Annotated in this window: 18 protein-coding genes; 4 read left to right on the top strand and 14 right to left on the bottom strand. The window is 42.9% G+C overall.

All coding sequences use genetic code 11. The annotated features are described in order from the left end of the window. The gene (locus A9260_RS00310; protein ID WP_068695044.1) at positions 1 to 405 is read left to right on the top strand and encodes a hypothetical protein; all 405 of its coding nucleotides are present in this window, start codon (positions 1 to 3) and stop codon (positions 403 to 405) included. A 103-nt stretch (positions 406 to 508) separates the two neighbouring features. Here A9260_RS00310 and A9260_RS00305 read toward each other — a convergent pair whose 3' ends face one another. Then, positions 509 to 955, bottom strand: a complete 447-nt coding sequence (locus A9260_RS00305; protein ID WP_068695470.1) for a YcgN family cysteine cluster protein — start codon at positions 953 to 955, stop codon at positions 509 to 511. A gap of 174 nt (positions 956 to 1,129) precedes the next feature. Here A9260_RS00305 and A9260_RS00300 point away from each other — a divergent pair, with 174 nt between their 5' ends. After that, positions 1,130 to 1,381, top strand: a complete 252-nt coding sequence (locus A9260_RS00300) for a hypothetical protein (protein ID WP_068695042.1) — start codon at positions 1,130 to 1,132, stop codon at positions 1,379 to 1,381. A gap of 83 nt (positions 1,382 to 1,464) precedes the next feature. Beyond that, the gene (aqpZ, locus tag A9260_RS00295; RefSeq protein WP_068695040.1) at positions 1,465 to 2,148 is read left to right on the top strand and encodes an aquaporin Z; all 684 of its coding nucleotides are present in this window, start codon (positions 1,465 to 1,467) and stop codon (positions 2,146 to 2,148) included. 231 nt (positions 2,149 to 2,379) lie between these two features. Here aqpZ and recR read toward each other — a convergent pair whose 3' ends face one another. From recR to A9260_RS00265, 6 genes are all read right to left on the bottom strand, one after another. Then, complete coding sequence (gene recR, locus A9260_RS00290; RefSeq protein ID WP_068695038.1) at positions 2,380 to 2,979, bottom strand: recombination mediator RecR; 600 nt, start codon at positions 2,977 to 2,979, stop codon at positions 2,380 to 2,382. 12 nt (positions 2,980 to 2,991) lie between these two features. After that, positions 2,992 to 3,321 carry a YbaB/EbfC family nucleoid-associated protein gene (locus tag A9260_RS00285; protein ID WP_068695036.1) on the bottom strand — a complete coding sequence of 110 codons (330 nt, stop codon included), beginning with the start codon at positions 3,319 to 3,321 and terminating at the stop codon, positions 2,992 to 2,994. A 75-nt stretch (positions 3,322 to 3,396) separates the two neighbouring features. Beyond that, positions 3,397 to 5,499 (bottom strand): DNA polymerase III subunit gamma/tau, encoded by a 2,103-nt coding sequence (gene dnaX, locus A9260_RS00280; RefSeq protein WP_068695034.1) that lies wholly within the window; start codon positions 5,497 to 5,499, stop codon positions 3,397 to 3,399. A gap of 24 nt (positions 5,500 to 5,523) precedes the next feature. Continuing rightward, positions 5,524 to 6,069, bottom strand: coding sequence for an adenine phosphoribosyltransferase (gene apt / locus A9260_RS00275; protein ID WP_068695032.1), 546 nt, complete (start codon positions 6,067 to 6,069; stop codon positions 5,524 to 5,526). Positions 6,070 to 6,341: 272 nt separating this feature from the next. Further along, complete coding sequence (locus tag A9260_RS00270) at positions 6,342 to 6,725, bottom strand: YbaN family protein (RefSeq protein WP_197485297.1); 384 nt, start codon at positions 6,723 to 6,725, stop codon at positions 6,342 to 6,344. 78 nt (positions 6,726 to 6,803) lie between these two features. Then, positions 6,804 to 7,892 (bottom strand): response regulator, encoded by a 1,089-nt coding sequence (locus A9260_RS00265; protein WP_068695030.1) that lies wholly within the window; start codon positions 7,890 to 7,892, stop codon positions 6,804 to 6,806. A gap of 186 nt (positions 7,893 to 8,078) precedes the next feature. Here A9260_RS00265 and A9260_RS00260 point away from each other — a divergent pair, with 186 nt between their 5' ends. Beyond that, the gene (locus A9260_RS00260; protein ID WP_068695028.1) at positions 8,079 to 8,954 is read left to right on the top strand and encodes a LysR family transcriptional regulator; all 876 of its coding nucleotides are present in this window, start codon (positions 8,079 to 8,081) and stop codon (positions 8,952 to 8,954) included. 169 nt (positions 8,955 to 9,123) lie between these two features. Here the strand turns inward: A9260_RS00260 and purF are convergent, their stop codons facing one another. From purF to A9260_RS00225, 7 genes are all read right to left on the bottom strand, one after another. Next, entirely contained in the window at positions 9,124 to 10,638 is a 1,515-nt protein-coding gene (gene purF / locus A9260_RS00255) for an amidophosphoribosyltransferase (RefSeq protein ID WP_068695026.1), read from the bottom strand. A 25-nt stretch (positions 10,639 to 10,663) separates the two neighbouring features. After that, on the bottom strand, positions 10,664 to 11,161 hold the full coding sequence (locus A9260_RS00250) for a CvpA family protein (RefSeq protein ID WP_068695024.1): 498 nt from the start codon (positions 11,159 to 11,161) through the stop codon (positions 10,664 to 10,666). A 63-nt stretch (positions 11,162 to 11,224) separates the two neighbouring features. Next, positions 11,225 to 11,842 carry an SPOR domain-containing protein gene (locus tag A9260_RS00245; protein WP_068695022.1) on the bottom strand — a complete coding sequence of 206 codons (618 nt, stop codon included), beginning with the start codon at positions 11,840 to 11,842 and terminating at the stop codon, positions 11,225 to 11,227. After that, positions 11,832 to 13,109, bottom strand: a complete 1,278-nt coding sequence (folC, locus tag A9260_RS00240; protein ID WP_156683980.1) for a bifunctional tetrahydrofolate synthase/dihydrofolate synthase — start codon at positions 13,107 to 13,109, stop codon at positions 11,832 to 11,834. Before folC ends, A9260_RS00245 begins: the two co-directional genes overlap by 11 nt. Positions 13,110 to 13,147: 38 nt before the next feature. After that, a complete protein-coding gene (accD, locus tag A9260_RS00235; protein WP_068695018.1) occupies positions 13,148 to 14,071 on the bottom strand; it encodes an acetyl-CoA carboxylase, carboxyltransferase subunit beta in 924 nt (307 codons plus the stop codon). 168 nt (positions 14,072 to 14,239) lie between these two features. Then, positions 14,240 to 15,031 (bottom strand): tRNA pseudouridine(38-40) synthase TruA, encoded by a 792-nt coding sequence (truA, locus tag A9260_RS00230; protein WP_068695016.1) that lies wholly within the window; start codon positions 15,029 to 15,031, stop codon positions 14,240 to 14,242. A 69-nt stretch (positions 15,032 to 15,100) separates the two neighbouring features. Then, on the bottom strand, positions 15,101 to 16,738 hold the full coding sequence (locus A9260_RS00225) for a FimV/HubP family polar landmark protein (RefSeq protein ID WP_068695466.1): 1,638 nt from the start codon (positions 16,736 to 16,738) through the stop codon (positions 15,101 to 15,103). Positions 16,739 to 16,874 lie beyond the last annotated feature (136 nt).

The following is a 16,874-nucleotide window of genomic DNA, read 5'->3' as shown; positions in this document are numbered from 1 at the left end:
ATGAAGTTAACGTTAACACTGCCTTGCGTATCAATGCTTGCTACGACTCTGCTTCTAGCGCAACCTGCGTTGGCAGCTTATCAAATACAAACCAGTAATGGTTTTCAACAAACAGAGCATATCTATGCGGGTGATGTCATTCGTGACTCTGAGACTCACATGAGTTATCAAGCCAGTGGCGAAATGATCATTACTGTGGCAAAAGAGCATGCTCAGCAATTATTTGATTCTCTTAACCAGTTTGATGTTCAATTGGTGCTTTCTGTTGATAAAGATACGCTGAGTAATATGGTGGTGATCAATGCAGGGCAGCAGGATCTGTTGGCTCTTCAAGCCACACTGAAGACAGTTGAAGGTGTGACTCAAGTTGATATCGCATCTAACAATAAAGTCGCCGCGCAATAATAAAAGCATGATCCAAAAGAGGCTAAGATGAGTTTCATCTTAGCCTCTTTTTAATTCAATCTATTCACGATTTTTTCAGTCAATCAATAACAGAAAAACCGTTCTATTTCTTATATCTATCCGGCAGATTTAATATGTGATCCTGCCAATCTATCACATCAATTTCGTAAACCACTTTATTGCGAACACTTTCGCCTGCGGCATGCATAGCAGACTTGGAGCCGGTGATCAGTGGATGCCACTGTGGCAATGTTTTACCTTCGGAAAGCAGACGATAAGCGCAGGTTTCTGGGAGCCAATGAAACTCATGAATTTTATCACGAGTCAGTTTGAGACACTCCTCTCCTGACTCAAAACGATTTTCATAATCTTTACAGCTGCAGGTTTTGCTGTTCAACCAGCTACACGCCACATTGGTGTAATAAACTTCATCGCTGTCTTCATCCATTAATTTGTGCAGGCAACACTTACCACAGCCATCACAAAGAGCTTCCCATTCTTGTTCGCTCATTTGTTCTAGGGTTTTTGTTTGCCAAAATGGAGAAGTCATCATTAATTTACCGTCGTGAACTTGGAGGCGTTTTATACCTATTTGACGCCTAAAATACAAGCACAAACGATAATCAAAGGCTTACAAGTATAGTTTTCACTGTTTGAGTAAAACTTCTTTCAATCCTAGTAAATATGGCGATAATCCTCCCTTTAAATCTTTGAGAACAACTGTATGGAATGTCGACTGTATTGCGGGGCGTGCTGTATTGCACCCAGTATCTCTAGTAGTTTCCCGCTACACCCACATGGGAAAAAAGCAGGTGAGCGTTGTAAACAACTCACCGATGACAATCTATGCAAGCTATTTGGCAAAAAAGAACGTCCTGATGTTTGCCATGATTTCAAAGCTGCAAAATGGGTTTGCGGTGAAAACGCCAAACAAGCTATTGAGATCCTTACAGAACTTGAATACATTACCGCCTGAATAAATATCCACGGAAACTTTGCCTATATGGCAAATAGCGTATATTTTTAGTTCAGAACTCAATCAGATTCAAAGGACGTTTTATGAATAAGTACATGGCTGAGCTAATTGGCACATTTTGGTTAGTGCTAGGCGGTTGTGGTAGTGCAGTGTTAGCGGCTGGCATTCCAGATTTAGGTATTGGATACCTAGGTGTCGCTCTTGCATTCGGTTTAACAGTGGTGACTATGGCGTTTGCTATTGGTCATATCTCAGGTTGTCACCTAAACCCCGCAATTACAATTGGGCTTTGGGCGGGCGGTCGTCATGAAGCTAAAGAGGTTGTCCCTTACATCGTTGCCCAAGTAATTGGTGGCATCATTGCGGGTGGCGTTTTATACATCATTGCCACTGGTAAAGCGGGCGCGGATATTGGTGGCTTCGCAACCAATGGTTATGGAGAGCACTCTCCGCACGGTTACAGCATGCTAGCGGCACTGGTGACTGAAATCACCCTAACTGCGGTATTCTTGTTTGTGATTATGGGCGCAACCGATAAACGCGCTCCAGCAGGTTTGGCACCACTTGCCATTGGCCTTTGCTTAACCCTAATCCACCTTATCAGTATTCCGGTAACCAACACTTCTGTTAACCCAGCTCGTAGTACGGCGGTTGCTGTGTATGTAGGTGATTACGCACTTAGCCAATTATGGCTATTCTGGGTTGCCCCTATTATCGGCGGTATTATCGGTGCAATCGTGTATAAAGCCGTAGCTGGAAAAGAATAATACCAATCTCATAGAGATAGAAAAGGCCGTTTAGTCAAAAACTAAACGGCCTTTTTATTGGTTCGATTTTATACCAATCACACTAAGTAAGTGATCAGAAATAGCGCAGGAAAAATACTCGAAAACAAGGCAGAATTTTTCGATAAGTAGTTATTCTACAATCAAAAATTCTAACGCAGTTATCGAGTATTTTAACAAGCTAGAATGACCAGTTATTTAGTACGATTGGTATTACAGCTTATGTCGCCCTAATAAAGAGTGAGAGAGGGTTGTACCATCAACTAACTCTAACTCTCCACCAACCGGGACGCCATGGGCAATACGTGATGCACTCACTTGATGGATATGACAAAGCTCAGCAATATACTGCGCAGTCGCTTCACCTTCGACCGTAGGGTTAGTCGCTAGAATGACTTCCGCCACTTCACCTTCTTGGAGTTTAAAGTCCAATTTATCTAAACCGATATCACTAGGACCGATACCATCAAGAGGGGATAAATGCCCCATCAAAACAAAGTACAAACCTGAATATTGACCGGTTGCCTCAACTGCTGCAATATCTGCTGGGCTTTCCACTACACAAATCTGTCCAGTTTTTTGCCTTTTAGGGTTGCTACATATATTGCAAATATCGTTTTCGGTAAACGTTCGGCATTCATTACAATGACCAACTTCGGTCATCGCTTGGCTAAGAGCATCAGCAAGTTTAACCCCACCACTTCTGTCTCTCTGCAATAAATGAAAGGCCATACGCTGCGCCGACTTGGGGCCAACCCCAGGTAGACAACGTAAGGCCTCCATTAATTGCTCCAGCATATTACTGGTACGCATTTAATTCGCGTCTTAGAATGGCATTTTCATGCCTGGTGGTAATTGCATACCGCCAGTCACTGAAGCCATTTTTTCTTTTTGAGTTTCTTCAACACGACGCGCTGCATCATTGAATGCTGCTGCAATCAAATCTTCTAGCATTTCTTTGTCGTCTTCCATTAGGCTTTCATCAATGTCAACACGACGGACATTGTGGCTACCAGTAATGGTGATCTTTACAAGGCCAGCACCAGATTCTCCGGTCACTTCCATTTGTGCAATTTCGTCTTGAACTTTAGCCATACGATCTTGCATTTGCTGGGCTTGCTTCATTAGGTTGCCCATACCGCCTTTTCCAAACATTCTGAATCTCTCTTTTGATATCGGTAGTAATTATTATATCAATCGAAATGGGGTCTAAGCCCGACCATTTCAACCCTAAATAGGACGAACACTTTCTCTATCAAGCTCTGCAGAAAAGCGAGCTTCAATAAACTTGATGTGTTCATCATTATCCAAACTTTGAAACGCTTGCTCAAGTTTTCCTTGGTACAAGGTTTCTCGCAACTCTAACGGTGTTTGTCCTTGCTCATCAATCTGAACGCTAAGAGGACGTGTCTCACCGGTTACTTGAGTTAATGCTTCAATTAATTCAAGACGTGATTTGTCACTATTAAGATGCTTTTGACTGGATCTTAAATGCAACACAATAGCGTCTTCTTTTTCTTCGTAATAAGAGTTTAGCGCCAACTGTTCCACCAATTTCGCCGTGTTTAATTTGGCGATTAGTGCGCACCAACTGTCTTGAGTCACTGACTCTTCAAGCAGCTTATTCACCATATCTGGCGTTTTCTCATGCTCTAACGCTTTTTTTAATAACGCTGGCGTTAGGCTAGGTTTTTTCTGTTCTGCTTGTAGTGGTTTTGATGCTTGCCATTGATACGGCTGACCGCTGGTATCCACTTTTTGCTGCAACACTGACTCTGAGGGTGCTTTAGGAGGATGCTGTTGCGTCACTCGCTGTAAAACACTCTCTTTTTTCGTCATCTTGGTCTGTGTTGCTTCACCCTTTTTTGCACTGTCACCTTGCGATGATGACTTGCTTTGTCTTTTAGAGCGAAGCTGATGACGCAATCCAACCAGAGGACTCTTCACCGTTTCGTTTGGCGCTGCAGTATGACTAACACCAGTACTTTCCGGCACATGTGCCGGGCTATTTGAACGGCTATCTGCAAGATCCGAAACTGACGGATGCTCAGGGCTTTCGATCACCGGCTGGCGATTAATCGATGAATCCACAACAGGCGTCGTTCTTTGCGGTTGCTCAAGCACTTTTTTAGCTTGCTGTACCGGTGATGGTCGTTCCATCGCCGGCGTAGTATCAACCACAGGCAATGATTGCACTGATGCAGCCGGAGCAACACTGTGTGTGGAAATAGTATTCGCTAAGGATTCTGCTTTAGGGCTAAATGCAAGCATGCGTAGCAAGGTCATCTCAGCCCCTGCTCTCTCAGTCGGAGCCATTGAAAGCTCTTTGCGCCCTTTCAATGCAATCTGATAGTAAAGCTGTACTTCTTGAGGTGACATTTCACCTGCAAGATGCTGCACTCTTTCTGTATCAAGATGCGATGGGTCTAAAGTGGCAGGTAATACTTGATACATCGCAATACGATGTAACTGCATTGCCAACTCTTGTAATAGCCCATTCCAACTAACGCCATTAGCGGCCAATTGATCTAGCGCGGCAAGGCTGGCTGATGCCTGTCGTTTAATTAAGGCATCAATTAGGTAAAGTGCTTGTTCACTGTCGAGCGTCCCTAGCATGGCAGAGACTTGAGTCGTCACTACAGAGCCATTACCTAACGCTATCGCTTGATCAGCTAGACTCAAGGCATCACGCATACTGCCGTCAGCGGCATGGGCAAGCATTCCAAGCGCGCGGTCTTCACGACTGACGCCTTCTTGCTCAAGTACATGCTCAAGTTGCTGATGAATGTTTTCGACTGTGATCGGTTTTAGATGAAACTGCAAACAACGAGATAAGATCGTGACTGGCAATTTTTGTGGATCGGTCGTGGCCAGCAAAAACTTAACGTATTCTGGTGGCTCTTCAAGGGTTTTTAAGAGTGCATTAAAGCTATGTTTTGACAACATATGCACTTCATCGATGAGATAAACCTTAAAACGACCACGCGCCGGTTTGTACTGAACGTTATCTAAAAGATCACGAGTATCTTCCACTTTGGTTCGAGACGCAGCATCTATTTCTAAAAGATCAACAAAACGTCCTTGATCAATTTCAATACAGCTTTGGCACACACCACAAGGGGTTGCGGTAATACCGGTTTCACAATTTAAACCTTTGGCAAGCAATCGCCCTATCGTTGTTTTACCCACACCTCGGGTGCCACTTAACAGATAAGCGTGATGGAGTCGGTTTTGATCAAGGGCATTTTCTAACGCGGTTAAAACATGCTCTTGACCAACAACTTCTTTAAATTGCTTAGGTCGCCATTTTCGCGCTAACGCTAAATAACTCATTAATTATCCTGATATGACAATGAATTAGTGGCCGTCAAACTCGCATAGGCTAAAGACTTCGATGCCCATTTTTGCAATGCGTTTATCGCCACCAATTTCTGGTAAGTTGATGACAAACGCCGCATGTTCAACTTCCCCACCTAACTGACGGATAAGTTTAGTGGTTGCTTCAATGGTGCCGCCAGTTGCTAATAAATCATCAACCACTAGCACTTTGTCGCCTTCAACAATCGCATCAGTATGAATTTCTAGTACATCGGTACCGTATTCTAATTCATAAGATTGAGAAATCGTTTCGCGTGGTAGTTTACCCGGCTTACGCACTGGCACAAAACCAATGCCTAGCTCTAAAGCAAGTGGCGCACCAAATAAGAAACCGCGCGCCTCTGTGCCCACGACCTTAGTAAATCCCATGCCTTGGTAGCGCTCAATGAACATCTCAATGGATGCTTTATATGCTTGAGCATCTTCCATCAAACTGGTGACATCACGGAACAAGATGCCTGGTTTAGGATAATCAGTGATACTTTTAATACTTGCTTTGACCAAGGCTTGCTTTTCAATATTCATAATTATTCTTACTGTTATGTCAGTTGTTAACCATGCAGTACTCATCTAGATTCACAGCAAAAGGAGTCGTTTATCGTGACTCAGTCATACTCTAGCTTAATAATTGGCTTGTGAGACGTGAGATTTACTATCAGGTTGGATGTGATTGATACCAATTTAAACGGGATGTTAATCATCACACATTTAGATTGATATAAGTGGACGTCATAGTAGTGAGTTTATCAATTTTGAGCAAGTCACACTATGCTATACCTCAAGTTTTCATTCTCGAACTATACCGTAGGCTCAGGTAATCGCCACAAATAGGTCAGTAATCCACTCATAAGTACCACCAGCGCCAACTTCACCCATATTAATGGAACAAAATAGATGGAAATGGCAAAGCTCAACACAGTCATCATGCTCGCTTTTCGTTTAACTACGCGCTGCATACTACGGCTTTGTTGCCAATGCTCAATGATTGGACCAAATGTCGAATGTGATAAGAGCTTTTGATTTAAACGTGGTGAAGCGCGCATAAAGCACGCACTGGCAAGCAATATAAACGGCGTAGTGGGAAGTAAAGGTAATATCGCACCAAGCACACCTAACAGTAGACTGATGATGCCAATGCAGATTAAAACAACTCTTTTTATCGAGGTAGGAGCACTATCCACACTTTTACCCGTACGATCTAAATATTACCGTGCAGAATATCTGAACTATTAAAAAAACAACAGGACAACTTATTCTGCCTATTCCCCTTCGATAATAATTTGGCAATTTGCTTGAGATAATCCACTTAACTTTAGAGTGTTTTTACCCGTTGATGCCAATGGGAAAACCTGTTGTGTTAATGACTCATCTTCACCCAAACTAATTTGCGAAACTAATGTGTTGCCGGTCAAGCTATTCGACCACGTACCATCAAGCCCGGCACTTAATACTTGAAACTCTTTATTTGGAAAATCAGCTAAGCCAATAACCGCATTAATTGGCTCACCATAATCGGCATAACGTATGCCTTTATTTAAACTACTCACCAGATCTTGGATATGGAATACCGGCCCTTCCTGACTACGAATGTAATCATTAAATAAGGCGCGAATTAATAAGGTTGTGGATACGCCATATTGCTCACTAGAGTCTGAGTCCAGTACATAAAATAAAAACTGACCGTTCATACCCCATGCATAGTCATAAACCACCGGCAAAGTGTCTAAACTTTGCAGAACTCTGAAATGACAACGCCAAACCCCTTGATGAGTTTTATCTTCGGGTACAAGGGCTTGCAAAAGATCTCTTGAGATACTCGGGTTTTGATGCAAATAGTCTAAATGCCAATGCAGTTCTTGATCATCGGGCAATTCACCTTGCTGATTAAGCTGAAACCATTGACTGGTAAAATCTCGCCCTGTTACAGCACAATCTTGTGCTTCTTTAAGCGTGCTGGCGACAGTTTTAAGTAAGTGGGTAGGATCAGTAATGGGTTTAGTGACAAAATCTTTAATTCCAAACTTTAACGCTTTCGCCACTACCGATATTTTATCGGTCCCCGAAACCACGATCATTGGTAACGAAGGATATTGCTGACTGACCTCTTCAACAAACTCAATACCATCTAATAATGGCATTTCAATATCACAAATAACTAAGTCCGGAACATGTTTAGATAAATGTTGTAAACCGACTAATCCATTGTCAGCTTCAAAAACACGATAATTTTGCGCTTTAAGTAATGAACTCACTAAAGTCCTAAAAACGACATCATCATCGAGGATTAATACATCACCTGCTTGTTTTTCAATCATTTGCAGTTCCAATAAGCTATTTTCTACGTGCACTTTACACTCTTTAAGTCTATTTTATTAGATATAACATTAGATGGTCGTCAAAATATTAACAAAGATAATTGAGTTATTTTAACGACAAATTGTTTAAACTGATTGATAATAACGCCTTAATCATCTTCACCCATAGGGTTTATACCCTCATTTATGTGAGTGCATATCTAGATCATGAAAGACACAATGAAACTCGATGACCTCAATTTGTTCCGCCAAGTCGTGGAGCATGGAAGCTATACAGCAACATCACGAGCAACTAGAATTCCAGTTGCAACTATCACACGACGCATACAAGCGTTAGAGGATGCGATTGATTTGCGCCTTCTAAATCGACATGCACGTAAGCTAACGCTGACAGAAGCAGGACAACGTTTCTATGAGCAGTGTGGTCCACTTCTGAAACAAATTTCCACTTCTGCAGTTGAATTGGGTGAAGAATGTCGAGGAGCAGCAGGGCGCTTGAGAGTTTCTTCTCCCGCTAACCTTACCAAGCGTATGCTAATGCCTCTAATGGAAGGGTTTATGAAAACTTACCCTGACATTCAAATCGATCTGAACATGACTAACCGTGCAGATGAATTAGACCCAACTGAATGGGATATGATTTTCCGAGTTGGCCCTCAACGAGATTCTAATCTAATCGCTAGAAAGCTCACAGAAGTGAAAGACATTCTAGTTGCTAGCCCAGATTACCTAAAGAACAATACAACCTCTCTACAGCACGCTGAAGACCTTACAGCGCACTCTTTGTTGAAAGGTCTGCCTCTTACTCACTGGTCACTGGTTAATATCCATGGTGAGACAGTGGTGAATAAGGCAAAGGGTCGCTTAGAAGCATCTGATCTTAACGTGGTAAGACACGCTTGTTCTTGTGGTGTTGGTATCGCACTTGTTCCTGATGTGATGGTTGACCAACACATCGAATCTGGCGGACTTGTGCAAGTATTACCTGAATGGACCGCTAACCCACGCGACATTTTCATGCTTTATAATCACAAAGATCATATCCCTGAAAAAACGCGTCTATTTATCGATTACATTCGCGATTACTTTAACTAAATCAATAACAAAAATAATACCAATCACAGTCAGTAAATGAACAAATCCAACTAGGATATTCCTCTACTGACTGTGATTGGTATTAGAAAATTTGCTTAATTAAAGATGCCGTACAAACAAAAAGGCTCTGCAAATGCAGAGCCTTTTTTAGTTCTAAAACAAAGGAGTATTAAGCGCCTTCGTTATACATCTCAAGGTTTGCGATATCTTGCGCCATATTGTCTGCTTTCACATCATCAGAACGCATTGAATCTAAGAAATCGAGATACTTCTGATCCACATCACCGGTAACGTATTGACCACTGAATACGGAAGTTTCAAATACATTCACGTCAGGGTTACCCTCACCGACTGCAGAAACAAGATCTTCAAGGGATTGGAACATCAAGCCATCAGCGCCAATTAACTCAGCAATCTCATCCGCTTCACGACCATGAGCAATCAACTCATTTGCACTTGGCATATCGATGCCGTAAACGTTCGGGAAGCGAACCTCTGGTGCTGCAGAAACGATATAAACCTTGTTTGCACCTGAGTCGCGCGCCATTTCAATAATCTGCTCTGAAGTAGTACCACGAACAATTGAGTCATCAACAAGTAATACGTTCTTGCCTTTAAACTCAGAACGAATAGCGTTGAGTTTACGACGAACTGATTTTTTACGTTGTTGCTGACCTGGCATGATAAACGTACGGCCAACATAGCGGTTTTTAACAAAACCTTGGCGATAAGGTTTATCGATGATCTGTGCAATCTGCAATGCGATATCACATGACGTTTCAGGGATAGGGATCACCACGTCAATGTCTAAATCGCCCCACTCTTGTTTGATTTTCTCACCCAGTTTGTTGCCCATTTCAACACGAGCACTGTAAACCGAAATTTTATCAATAAAGGAATCAGGACGTGCAAAATAAACAAACTCAAAAATACATGGGTTCAATTGTGGATTTTTTGCACATTGCTGAGTAAACAACTTGCCATCAAAAGTAATGTAAACCGCTTCACCAGGGGCTACATCTCTCATGAAATCAAAGCCAACAGCATCAAGTGCAACAGACTCTGAAGCCACCATGTATTCAATGCCACCTTCCACTTCACGCTTACCTAAGCAAAGAGGACGGATACCATTAGGGTCGCGAAAAGCAACCATACCGTGGCCGATGATCATTGCCGTTACCGCGTAAGCACCACGAATAGTTTCATGTACACGCTCTACCGCTTCAAATACATCTTGCTCTGTGATGTTAAATGTTTTTGTCATATCGATGTTATGCGCAAGTACATTTAATAGCACTTCTGAATCAGAAGTTGTATTTACATGGCGACGATCTTTTTCAAAAAGGTTCTGACGCACTTCAGCAGCGTTGGTTAGATTACCGTTGTGAGCAAGCGTAATACCAAAAGGAGAGTTAACGTAGAACGGTTGAGCTTCAGAAGCACTAGAGCTCCCTGCAGTTGGGTAACGGACGTGTCCAATTCCCACTGTACCTTGTAAGCGTTGCATGTGTTTTACTTCAAACACATCCTTAACTAAACCATTCGCTTTACGTAGACGAAAACGATTGCTATCTATGGTAACAATACCCGCTGCATCTTGCCCACGATGCTGCAAAACGGTCAGCGCATCATAAATCGATTGATTAACAGGAGTTGTACCAACAATTCCAACAATACCACACATGTCTAAAACCCTCAGTATTGGTCAGTTAAGCTTTTACCACGCCGGATAAAAAGCTAGACGTTTCTTTAAGATGTTCGAAAAACGGTGCGATCAGACGACTAAATTCGGGAATCAACTGGGATTGACGCCACCAGTCGGCATTTGACAAACTGGTGAATGCATCCAAGAAAAACAGTACCGCAGCAACGATTAACACGCCGCGTAATGTACCAAACACAATACCGAGCACTCGGTCAGTTCCCGACAAGCCGGTCTTCTGAACCAATTGACCTATGGTGTAGTTAATTACTGCACCAACAATCAATGTTGTGACAAACAGAGCGGCAACCGCAGCCCCATTTCGAATCATGTTATCTTGGATGTTGGTAAAGTACACTGCCAACCTTGTGTAATACTGACTGGCAATAAAGAAGGCGCCAGCCCAAATTACTAAAGACAATGCTTCTTTAACAAATCCTCGAACCAAACTGATCAGCGCAGATAAGCCGATCACACCTAGAATAATAAAATCTATCCAATTCATGAGCTTTACTTCCTCATGCTGGCGCGCATTCTAACAGAAAAATGCGCGACGCAAACGTTTTCTTTATGGTTTTAGTGGCTTAAATGTCTGGATCTGCCCTTGAGCGCCCGAGAGCTTTTTCAATTTAGGCAGTTGTTTTTCGAGTTTAGAACGGGATACATCCGGACCGACCATCACTCGATAAAAGTTATTCGCTTTCACAACATTTGCACGATAACCGCTATTACGCAGATCTTTGGCCATTGTGTTTGCATTATCTTCACTGCGAAGCGCAATTAATTGAATAATCCAACCACTGTCTTGATACTGATTGCGCTCTGCAACTTTGCGCTCTTTAACCTTCACAACTTCAGGTTTATGATGCACTGTCGGTTTTGCTGCAGCTTTTGTGTGATGTTTCACCTCTGCAACGTGTTTGGCTGGTTGAGTATGCTTTTGTTGAGTATGATGCTCATGAATCACCTCTTCCACCGGTTCTGGCGGTAAAGAAACCTCTTCTTCTACAGGATCAACCACCGCAAATGATTCAACCTCAGACTCAAGCTGAGGCTTAATAGGAATCGCGACAGACTGCTCTTGATAGTGAGATTTCTCTCCATCTAATATATCCGGGAGCACAATCACCCCTACGGCAACCAAGACGATAGTCCCGACTAAGCGATTTTGAAATTTACTCGCCATTGTTACTCCTTGTTTGCCAATGTTCTAACACGGCACCTACGGTAAAAAATGAACCCATTACCACTATAACGTCTTCTTTGCTTGCATCACTAAGCGCCTGCTCAAATGCGAGTACAGGATTATCATAAGCTTTCGTGTTATCAGCTAAGTGTTGACAGAGTTCTTGAGCAGAGGCTGCTCTTGGGCCTTGTAGTGATGCGGGATACCAATGCTCTGTGCAATTTGATAGCACTTTAAGCGTCGCTTCCACATCTTTATCATAAAGCATACCGATCACAGCGCGAATCTTCTGCTGTGGGTATTTAGATTGAAGTTGAGTGACAAGATACTCAGCAGAATGTGGATTATGAGCCACATCAAGAATAATGGTGGGCGCATGGGATAAATATTGCATTCTTCCCGCCAACTGAGCCTTGTTTAGCCCATTCACAATATTCATATCCGTCAGTTCTAAATCCGACACGCCCAATGCCATCAGCGCTGTGGCGGCATTAGCAAGCGGTAGATTGGGTTTAGGCAAGTCTTTAACATCAAAGCTACCCGACTGCCAATTCCACAATGACTCTTTTTCTTCATATTCATATTGATAGCCGACTTGATACAAAGTCGCGCCAATATCATCAGCGTGCGCTGCGACAGTCATTGGGGCATTGGGTTGCCCGCAAATGGCAGGTTTGCCTGATCTAAAAATACCGGCTTTTTCAAAGCCAATGACATTAATGTCGTCACCAAGCCAGTCAACATGATCGATAGCAAGGCTAGTAATCACACTGACATCATGATCAACAATATTGGTCGCATCTAATCGACCACCTAATCCAACTTCCAATACCACAACATCCACTTTTTGTTGCTGAAATAGATGCAAGGCTGCAAGAGTCGCATACTCAAAGAAACTCAGGCTAATATCGCCTCGTAAAGCTTCTATAGCGCAAAAGGCATCCACATGGTACTGCTCATCCAATTCTTGTCCGTTAATACGAACACGCTCATTGTAGCGAATTAAATGGGGAGAACTGTAAACGCCAACGCTGTAACCTGCATCAAGAAGTATTGCTTCCATAATCGCGCAAGTTGAACCTTTGCCATTAGTACCGGCAACGGTAATCACTTTAGGGGCTGGTTTAGTTAAACTCGGCTGTGCCTGTGTGGCCACTTGAGAAATGCGGTCAAGACCTAAGTCAATGGCACTGGTATGGATGGACTGTAAATAGTCAAGCCACACCGCTAAGGATGATGTGGCTTGTGGGATATATGAACTCATCAATCTATATAACGCTTAAACGGTAGATAATGAGTACTGTACTATTTTTCTGGCGCTACGGGTACTTCGTATTGAGCCTCTTTTGAAGCTTGTTGCCCCAAAATGTTCACAGGTGATGAATGGTTAGTCATTTTAGCCAGCAAACCACTCACACATTGACGCATTTCACGACGATCAACAATCATATCGATCCCGCCATGCTCCAATAAGAACTCACTCGTTTGGAAACCTTCAGGAAGGTCTTCACGCACAGTTTGTTCAATAACACGACGACCCGCAAAACCGATTACTGCGCGAGGTTCACCGATGTTGATGTCACCTAGCATAGCAAAACTTGCCGATACACCGCCCATCGTAGGGTCAGTCATTACCGAAATAAACGGTAAGCCTTTCTTAGAAAGACGCTCAAGAGCAGCACTGGTTTTGGCCATTTGCATCAAAGACATTAATGCCTCTTGCATGCGCGCGCCACCACTGGCAGAAAAACAAACCATACCGCAGTTGTTTTCAATCGCCGCGTCTACTGCGCGCACAAAACGTGCACCAACAACAGAACCCATAGAGCCGCCCATGAATTTAAATTCCATGGCACAAGCCACTACTGGCATGTTATGCAAAGAGCCTTTCATTACGATCAATGCGTCTTTTTCGCCACTGCTTTTTTGGTAAGCCGTAATACGATCTTTATAACGCTTAGTATCTTTAAACTTCAGTTTATCTTGAGGCTCTAGTTCTGCCCCCAGTTCTTCGCGACCATCTGCGTCTAAAAAGCTCTCAAGGCGTGTACGTGCAGAAATACGCATGTGATGATCACATTTAGGACATACTTCTAAGTTACGTTGTAGCTCTGCCTGATATAAAACCTGCTCACAAGAGGTACATTTAGTCCACACACCTTCTGGAACATTCGCTTTGCGAGACGGTGAAATACTGCTTTTATTGAAAATCTTCTCAATCCAACTCATGAAAGACCTTTTTCATTAAGCTCTCGCCTAAAAGGCAAGAGGTTGATAATTTGCAAGGATTAAACCATATATCCACTCGAGTGTAGATAAAAAACTGGTTGTACCTATCCGTTAACGCCTAATTATGACAGGAAAATGACGCTAAATTGATATTAACTTTGCTTTTCGTCACATTTCTTCAGGTAAAAACAGCGGTCCCATAGGAAGTTCTGGTAGGCCAAAATCTTGCGGATAATCCACTTTTACCAAATATAAGCCGTGCGCCTTCGCTGTTGCGCCCGCTAAACTGCGATTTTTTTGTGCCAGTAGCCATGCCATCCACTCTACCGGTTGCTCACTTCGACCTACAACGAGCAAACTGCCAACAATGTTACGCACCATGTGGTGAACAAACGCATTCGCCTTAATATCCACTACGATATATTGATTATGACGACTAACGTTAATGTGCATCATATTGCGAAATGGACTATTTGACTGGCAATGCGCTGCTCTAAAAGAGCTAAAATCATTTTCGCCTAATAAGAACTGAGCCGCTTGATGCATTTTATCCACATCAAGATCGCCATGATAGTGACTCACACCCTTAGCAAGAATAGCAGGACGTAAACTGTGGTTATAAATAATGTATCGGTAACGTCTGGCAGTGGCACTAAAACGCGCATGAAACTCTTCAGGCATTTCTTTGGCCCAGCGCACCGCTACATCACTGGGTAAATTGGCATTTGCGCCCATTTGCCATGCTACTAACTTTCTTGATGCTGTGGTATCAAAATGCACCACCTGCCCTGTGCCGTGTACTCCAGTATCGGTACGACCAGCACATTGAACTTCAACTGGATGGTTTGCGACGGTTGATAAGGCTTTTTCTAAACGACCTTGTACAGAGTCAAAATCATTTTGTCGTTGCCAGCCATAATATTTTGCACCATCGTATTCAATACCGAGCGCGATTCTCATCAGAAACTATCCAGTTAAAATTTAGGCTCGGCAGTATAAACTAAGTCCTTGATTGCCTCAAATATCATATTAAGAATGAATAGAATCAAGTAACTGCTGAGCACGTTGCTGTTGCTCTGCATTGCCTTTATCAATAACCGCGCCTAATAGCTTGCGGGCATGGTTGAAATCGTTCATTTGAATGTAGACAGAAGCTAAGTCTAATTGACTGGATACTTCACCTTCTATGTCGACATCTTTAAGCTCAACCTTGCCGATAACATCAGGAAATTCGTCTAGCCCAACCCGTAAATCAAGTTCTTCTTCATCGGGATTAACCGCCGGCTCCGCATCAACTTCGGCAATCACCTCAGCAATGGATTTATATTGAGTAACAGGCTCGGTCGGCGCACTCACATCGATAGATTCAGGCTCCGGCTCACTAGTTTGCTCGTCTGATTGTTCATCTTCTGCTAATAATTCACGAGCTTCTTTTTTCGCATCTGCGAGCGCTTCTTTCTCGCCATATTCTGGCAGATCATCATCATTGACAGTGACTTTAGCTGACGGTTCAGTGGCTAGCGGCTCATCATTTTGGGAGTCAGCATCATTTTGTTGCTCACCTTCTTGCTCATCAGGAACATCCGCTTTGTCTGCCAGTATTTTATCCAGCTCTTCCTCAAATTCTTTATCTAAAGGATTTACTGTTCCCTTATTCGATTCATAATTTGCTTCGCTACTGTCCTTAACGTCTGTTGCAACAACTTTAGAAGACTCAGGTTTAGGTTGACTTTCCAAAGGCTCAACATTTTCAATCTCAGGATCATTATCGGTTAACGGCACAGGAGCGGGGTTTAATGCTTTAACCTGACTTGGCTCATTGCCAAGCTGAGGAACTGGTCTTATTGACAGCATCATTCGAATAATCAGTAACATAACCAAAGCTGTTACCGCAACGGACAAGGCAATAATCACCCAAACATTGGTGAATATGGAGCTTTGTTCTTGTTCTTCAGCAGGGGTATTACTTTGTTCACTGAGGGTCTTCTCAACACTCGCGCGTCGCTGAGTTTCTAAATCAAGCTGCCCTTTTAGCTGCACAACATCGGTGCGAATACTGCCCAATGCATTGAGAAGCTGTTGATTATTTTGTCGTAAAGAGCTGAATTCTTGCTGTGAGGATTGTAACTGCTGCTGTAAAAACTCAATCTGTTTTTGCTGGATCTTACGCGCACCTAAATCTTCGACATGAATTTCGGTTGGGGCATTTTTCTCAGCCATTTTGGCAAGATAGCTGGGTTTCTTGGCGTGTATTTTTAAAATACGTACCGCTTCGGCAATGCTCTGCTGTGCAATCTTTGCATCGGTTGGAATATTGATAATGCTGCCAGGCTTTAGCAGGTGAATATTCCGATCTTCAAAATCAACTAGATTGGTTTTATAAATGGCTAAAATGACTTTATAAACAGACTGCTTGTCACTGCTTCGGACGTTTTTGCCAATAGACCACAGTGTTTCATCAATGGCCGTTGGGCCATAAGTACGCTGAGTAGAAAGTTTATTTTGCTCACGATTAAGCGCGGTACCATCAAGTGCATCTGGTACGACATAGGTAGGAACAGCTTGCAGGTGACCATCAGGCCCAACAAGGCGAATCTCTTCGGCGTGCGATACGACCGAAAAACAAAGACATGCTATTACAATAAGCGTACGACGATACAATTCCATTTGAGTGCGCAACTTGATTTCCCTTTCGCGGTGAATAGCTCTAATTTGCTAAAGTTTTGTGTAAAAGACAACTACAGGATGATAATTTACGTCAAAAATGTGCCTAAAATTCGATTAACGGTCAAGTGATGGGTGT

The sequence above is a fragment of the Vibrio sp. UCD-FRSSP16_30 genome, assembly GCF_001676025.1.
Lineage (GTDB): Bacteria > Pseudomonadota > Gammaproteobacteria > Enterobacterales > Vibrionaceae > Vibrio.
Note: the sequence above shows the minus strand (reverse complement) of the source record. Positions and strands in the feature narration are given on the sequence as shown.

Bases quoted from the DNA above. Each gene is read 5' to 3' on its own strand.
- A9260_RS00310 (WP_068695044.1), top strand. From the start codon at position 1: ATGAAGTTAACGTTAACACTGCCTTGCGTATCAATGCTTGCTACGACT.
- A9260_RS00305 (WP_068695470.1), bottom strand. From the start codon at position 955: ATGACTTCTCCATTTTGGCAAACAAAAACCCTAGAACAAATGAGCGAA.
- A9260_RS00300 (WP_068695042.1), top strand. From the start codon at position 1,130: ATGGAATGTCGACTGTATTGCGGGGCGTGCTGTATTGCACCCAGTATC.
- aqpZ (WP_068695040.1), top strand. From the start codon at position 1,465: ATGAATAAGTACATGGCTGAGCTAATTGGCACATTTTGGTTAGTGCTA.
- recR (WP_068695038.1), bottom strand. From the start codon at position 2,979: ATGCGTACCAGTAATATGCTGGAGCAATTAATGGAGGCCTTACGTTGT.
- A9260_RS00285 (WP_068695036.1), bottom strand. From the start codon at position 3,321: ATGTTTGGAAAAGGCGGTATGGGCAACCTAATGAAGCAAGCCCAGCAA.
- dnaX (WP_068695034.1), bottom strand. From the start codon at position 5,499: ATGAGTTATTTAGCGTTAGCGCGAAAATGGCGACCTAAGCAATTTAAA.
- apt (WP_068695032.1), bottom strand. From the start codon at position 6,069: ATGAATATTGAAAAGCAAGCCTTGGTCAAAGCAAGTATTAAAAGTATC.
- A9260_RS00260 (WP_068695028.1), top strand. From the start codon at position 8,079: ATGAAACTCGATGACCTCAATTTGTTCCGCCAAGTCGTGGAGCATGGA.
- purF (WP_068695026.1), bottom strand. From the start codon at position 10,638: ATGTGTGGTATTGTTGGAATTGTTGGTACAACTCCTGTTAATCAATCG.
- A9260_RS00250 (WP_068695024.1), bottom strand. From the start codon at position 11,161: ATGAATTGGATAGATTTTATTATTCTAGGTGTGATCGGCTTATCTGCG.
- A9260_RS00245 (WP_068695022.1), bottom strand. From the start codon at position 11,842: ATGGCGAGTAAATTTCAAAATCGCTTAGTCGGGACTATCGTCTTGGTT.
- accD (WP_068695018.1), bottom strand. From the start codon at position 14,071: ATGAGTTGGATTGAGAAGATTTTCAATAAAAGCAGTATTTCACCGTCT.
- truA (WP_068695016.1), bottom strand. From the start codon at position 15,031: ATGAGAATCGCGCTCGGTATTGAATACGATGGTGCAAAATATTATGGC.
- A9260_RS00225 (WP_068695466.1), bottom strand. From the start codon at position 16,738: ATGGAATTGTATCGTCGTACGCTTATTGTAATAGCATGTCTTTGTTTT.